This is a genomic window from Frankia sp. CcMO1 (assembly GCF_977945845.1).
Window position 1 is genome coordinate 27,812 of record NZ_CDWTMG010000005.1, and the last position, 3,880, is coordinate 31,691.

General features: G+C 72.3%; 4 protein-coding genes. 3 read left to right on the forward strand and 1 reads right to left on the reverse strand.

Going from position 1 to position 3,880, the window contains the following annotated elements; genetic code table 11:
• The first annotated feature begins 142 nt into the window (after positions 1-142).
• Both AC08OU_RS01705 and AC08OU_RS01710 read left to right on the forward strand, forming a co-directional pair.
• Positions 143-724, forward strand: a complete 582-nt coding sequence (locus tag AC08OU_RS01705) for a type VI secretion system tube protein Hcp (RefSeq protein ID WP_476604129.1) — start codon at positions 143-145, stop codon at positions 722-724.
• 86 nt (positions 725-810) lie between these two features.
• Positions 811-2,073 carry a serine hydrolase domain-containing protein gene (locus tag AC08OU_RS01710; RefSeq protein ID WP_476604130.1) on the forward strand — a complete coding sequence of 421 codons (1,263 nt, stop codon included), beginning with the start codon at positions 811-813 and terminating at the stop codon, positions 2,071-2,073.
• An 80-nt stretch (positions 2,074-2,153) separates the two neighbouring features.
• Here AC08OU_RS01710 and AC08OU_RS01715 read toward each other — a convergent pair whose 3' ends face one another.
• On the reverse strand, positions 2,154-3,230 hold the full coding sequence (locus AC08OU_RS01715; RefSeq protein ID WP_476604131.1) for an SDR family NAD(P)-dependent oxidoreductase: 1,077 nt from the start codon (positions 3,228-3,230) through the stop codon (positions 2,154-2,156).
• A 63-nt stretch (positions 3,231-3,293) separates the two neighbouring features.
• Here AC08OU_RS01715 and AC08OU_RS01720 point away from each other — a divergent pair, with 63 nt between their 5' ends.
• Positions 3,294-3,869, forward strand: coding sequence for a TetR family transcriptional regulator (locus AC08OU_RS01720; protein ID WP_476604132.1), 576 nt, complete (start codon positions 3,294-3,296; stop codon positions 3,867-3,869).
• Positions 3,870-3,880: the final 11 nt, after the last annotated feature.

The following is a 3,880-nucleotide window of genomic DNA, read 5'->3' on the forward strand; positions in this document are numbered from 1 at the left end:
GCGCAGGCCGCGCTGGAGGACGTCGCGGCGCAGCGCGTCGTGAAGGCCCTCATCGTGCCGTCGTCCGCCTCTTCCTGACCCGTCCCTGCCGCGGTGACGCGATGGTGACCGATCGGTGACCGGCGTCCATAGCCTCCCTCTCATGACTGGCAGATTGACCGGCGGCTCGCTGCGATCGCGCGCCGCACGCATGGCCGCCGCGGCGGCCCTTCTCGTGTCCGGCGGAGCGGCCTGGGCGGTGATCGGCGACGGCGTCGCGCACGCCGTGCCGGACGACACGCCCGGTGTGGGGCCGGCGGGCCAGGGGGGTGCGGTCGAGATCACTATCCAGGGGCCGAGCGGCGCACTCCCCGGCGATTCCGGCACCACGTTCCGGCCCACCTACATGAACTGGGGGGCCCGCCTTCCGCTGACCAGCGCCGGGCAGCCCGGCAAGGTCAACTTCGCGGAATTCGTGTTCCGCCACGACGTCGGGGGCGGCTCACCAGCCCTCTTCAACGCCCTCACCAAGGCCACGCACCTGAACGAGGTGAGGGTGGAGCTGGTGGCGAACGGATCCGCCGGACGCCGCGTCTACTACCGCTACACGCTGCAGGACGCCTTGGTCGTCCGGCTCCAGGACTTCTCACCCGACAGCCACGCCGGGAGCGGAAGCCTGCGGGTACCGCCGCAGGAGGAGGTCGGGATCCGCTACGCGGACATCAAGGTGGAGACGGTGAGGTAGCCCGAATTACGCCCTTGTTCAGCAAATCTCCCGCTCGGGGCGGTTAAGGTCGGCATGTCGAGTCGGACTCCCGGAGAGGAATGCCTGTGTCGCCGTCCAGCCGCAGCCATGCCATGACACGACCTGCCCTCGCCGCCCTCGCCGCCCTCGCCGTCCTCGCGGCGGCCGTCACAACGCTCGCCGGGGCCGCCAGCCCCGCCGTAGCCCAGGCGCCGTCCGCGCCGCCGGGCGAAGCGGAGTTGCAGACCCTGCTCGACCGGGTGGTGGCCGCCGGCGCCTCCGGGGTCGGACTGCGGGTGGACGACGGCCGGCGCACGGTGCAGCTCGCCTCCGGTGCCGCCAGGCTGGAGCCGCGCGTCGCGATGCGCCCGAATGCGAAGGTCCGGGTCGGCAGCATCACCAAGACCTTCGTCTCGACGGCGACCCTGCAGCTCGTCGCGGCGCAGCGGCTCGGCCTGGAGGACCCGGTGGGCAAGTGGCTGCCGGGCGTCCTCCCCGACGGCGACGAGATCACCGTCCACCAGTTGCTGAACCACACGAGCGGCCTGTTCAACTACACCGAGGACGAGCGTTTCCTGCAGCAGCTCCAGGACAACCCGACCCGCGCCGTGACCGACGAGGAGCTGCTCGGCATCATCACCCCGCGTCCCCTGAACTTCCGGCCCGGCACCGACTGGTCCTACTCCAACAGCGGGTACTTCGTGCTCGGCCTGGTCCTCGAGGCGGTCACGGGCCGGCCCGTCGAGACCCTCGTGGAAAACGGCGTCATCAGGCCGCTCCACCTGACCGACACCTTGTTCCCGCGCACGCGCACGACGATTCCCGGTTTCCACGCGCGCGGGTACGTGCCGCCGAGCTTCACCGGCGCGGGGTACGTCGACAACACCGAGCAGAGCCCGACCTGGTCGGGTGCGGCCGGCGCCGTCGTCTCCACCGTCGACGACCTTCGCCGGTTCTACCGCGCGCTGCTGTCCGGGCGGCTCCTGCCACCCGCCGAGCTGGCGGCGATGAAGACCCTCGTGAACGGCGGGCCGGATGGCGGCTACGGGCTCGGACTCTTCCGGCTGACCACCGCGTGCGGCGAGGCCTGGGGTCACGACGGCGGCGTGCCCGGCTACACCTCGATCGCCGTCGCCGACGAGACCGGCCGTCGCGGCATCACCTTCGTCATCCCCACCTACCCCGTGGACGACGCGATCGGGGCCCAGTTGCGCGCCGTGCTGAACGCCGCGGTGTGCCGCGCGTACGGCCGTCCCCTCCCCGCAGCGACCGGGGATGCGCGGACACGCGCTCGGACCGGCGCCGTCGACGCGCTTCCGTTCCTGGACCGGCTGCCGATGTCGCGCTGAGCCCGAGCGGGTACCGCCGTCCGGCGACTGCGGTTCGGCCACTGCGGCTCCGCCACTGCGGCTCCGCCACTGCGGTTCGGCTACTGCACCGACCAGCCGCCGTCGGACGGCAGCAGCGCGCCGGTGACGTTGACGGCGTCGTCGCTCAGCAGGAACGTGATCGACGCGGCGAGGTACTCGGGCTCCGCGACCGCGGGAATCGTCGCGAGGATCGGCATCATCCGGTCCGTCGCCATGGACGAGCCGAAGGTGGCCACGATGTTCGTGGCCACGGCGCCGGGCGCGACGGCGTTGACCCGGATGCCGTGGCCGGCGTACATGAACGCCGCGCTGCGGGTCAGCCCGACGACGGCATGCTTGGACGTTGTGTAGGCGGCGCCCGCGGCGGACCCGCGCAGCCCGGCCTCCGACGCCACGTTCACGATCGCCCCGCGGCCGGCGGAGAGCATCGACGGCAGGACCGCTCGCGTCAGGCGGAACATCCCGGTCACGTTCACCGCGAACACCCGCTCCCAGAGCTCGTCCGTGACCTCGTGCAGCGGGCTCATGTCGTCACTGATCCCCGCGATGTTGGCGAGGGCGTCGATCTGGTCGCCGGCCACGCTGAGGATCACGTCGATCCCGTCCCCGGCCGTGATGTCGGCACGGACGGGGACGACGTCGTACCCGTCGTGCAGCGCGACCAGCTCTGCCAGGCGATCGGAGGCGATGTCCACCGCCACGACGCGGCCGCCCTCGCGCGCGACGCGGGATGCGGTAGCCCGGCCGATGCCCGAGCCCGCGCCCGTGACGACGACGGTCCGGCCCGTGAAGCGGCCCGGAACGACGCGCTCGATCCAGGCCGGCGCCGGGCGGTCGGGCGCCTCGCCGGCCACGGCGACGGAACCGATGTCGTCCGGACCGACGCCGACGCCGTTCCCGTCCGCCGCTCCCGCCCCGTTGATCTCGGCGGCGAGGCGCTCGACGTCGGCGACCGTCAACCGCCCGCCGCTCATGCGCGCGAGCCCGGACATCGGGAGCTGGCACACCGCTTTCAGCACTGTGGCGTCCTGCCCGTTCTCCTCCAACAGCCGGCTGATCGTCGGACCGCCCACGGGATGATCGAGCCAGTCGTCGACGGCCGATTCGGGCGTCAACGAAGCGGGGGCACGGGACATCGGCTCTCCTCTGAACGGCCAATCGGGCAACCGGACAATGCTGTCCGGTTGTACGGTACGCCCGTGCCCGAAGGAAGGCGAAGCAACCGAGGGCGCGGGGCCGCCGCGGAGAACCGCACCGCCCTGGTGCGCGCGGCGCGGGAGGTCTTCACCGAGCAGGGCGTCGAAGCGCCGCTGTACGCGGTGGCGGCGGCGGCCGGCGTGGGCCAGGGCAGCCTCTACCGGCACTTTCCCGACCGGGTCAGCCTCGCGCTCGCGCTGGTCGAGGAGTCCGTCGCCGAACTCGAGCGGCTAGCCGCGGGTCCGGCCGTGTCCTTGGACAGCATCATGGACGGGATCATCAGGGAAGCCGAGGAGTCCACGGTGTTCCTGGAGATCATCACCGCGGCCCGTGCGGAGGAGCGGCTGCGCGTCTTCGAGGAGCGCACCACGGCGCTGCTGGAGGGACCACTGGAAGCGGCGAGGGCGTCAGGGTCGGTCGCACCGGACGTGACGACGTCGGACCTGCTGCTCGCCGTCTTCATGCTGTCGGGCGGCCTCGCGCGCGTTCCCCGGGAGGGGCGGCGTCAGGTGGCGGAGGACGTCTGGCGCATCATCCGCCGGGGGCTGGCGGCCCGGCCCGGCGATCGCCTCCACTGAGAGCCTGTTTT

Bases quoted from the DNA above. Each gene is read 5' to 3' on its own strand.
- AC08OU_RS01705 (WP_476604129.1), top strand. From the start codon at position 143: ATGACTGGCAGATTGACCGGCGGCTCGCTGCGATCGCGCGCCGCACGC.
- AC08OU_RS01715 (WP_476604131.1), bottom strand. From the start codon at position 3,230: ATGTCCCGTGCCCCCGCTTCGTTGACGCCCGAATCGGCCGTCGACGAC.